General features: G+C 70.5%; 1 protein-coding gene. It reads right to left on the bottom strand.

The features are described 5' to 3' along the window. On the bottom strand, positions 1-932 hold a 932-nt coding region (locus tag EFL26_RS04340; RefSeq protein WP_183408020.1), incomplete at both ends, for a DUF222 domain-containing protein.

Below are 932 nucleotides of genomic sequence, written 5' to 3'. Positions count from 1 at the left end.
GAGCCTGCCGAAACCCCGCACCAGTCGGCGACCTGCCCGGCAGTGACCAGGTGCCCGCCGGCGTTCTCGACCCAGGCGGGTGCGAGCGGGTCGCCGGAGGTCAGTGCGGCTTCGGAGAGGTGCACGTACAGCACCACGTCTCGCCGCGCTCGGCTGGTTGAGCCCACGTCTCGGGTGGTTGAGCCTGCCGAAACCACCGGGTCCGGACTCTCGAAGTCCAGCGCCTGCTCACCGCGCGCCAGCATCCCGACCGCCAACGACCGGCGCACGTCGAGCGACTCAGTGTTGCCCAGCATCGCCAGCTGTTCGGCACCCCGCCGGACGGCGTCGTCGAGGTCGATCGCGTCCGAGAGGTCGAGCTCGCCATGCACGCGGCTGGTGCCGGCGAAGGAGACCTGGTCGTGGTCGATGGTGAAGTACCGCTGCTCGGCCGACCGGTCGCGTTGCTCGGCCGCGAGCTCGGGCATGAACAACGCGATCGCTTGGTCGACCAGCCGCTGGGTCTGCGCGGGTCCGACCTTGTGCGCAAAGGGCGAGACCTGGTCATCCACGAAGGCTGCGGCTTCTTGGTTGAGGTGGAGGGTGGCATCAGCGATCCGCTTGGCCCGCCACGGCGCCAACGACCCGGCCTGCACACGTGCCCAGGTCTTCGGGAGCCGGTGGGCCAGCTCGAGGGCTTGAGCGACCAGGTTCCGACCCGACTCGATGGACAGACCCAACGCGGCGGCGAGCTCCCAGACGGCGAACTCACTGACCAGGGGTGCACCTTGGCCGGCTATCGGGATCCCGGTGTCCCGCCCGGTGCCGGTCACCAGCGTCGCCGCGTCGTCGAGGTCCGAGACGACGTGGAGGTGCGCCCACTCCAGTGCGGTCGCAAGGAGTCCGGCTTCGGCGGCGTTCGCGGCTCGCCGGAACCCACGCGCAGCCGCCAG

It is taken from the genome of Nocardioides pocheonensis, from assembly GCF_003725535.1.
Lineage (GTDB): Bacteria > Actinomycetota > Actinomycetes > Propionibacteriales > Nocardioidaceae > Marmoricola > Marmoricola pocheonensis.
This window is presented reverse-complemented; position numbering and strand designations above follow the sequence as displayed.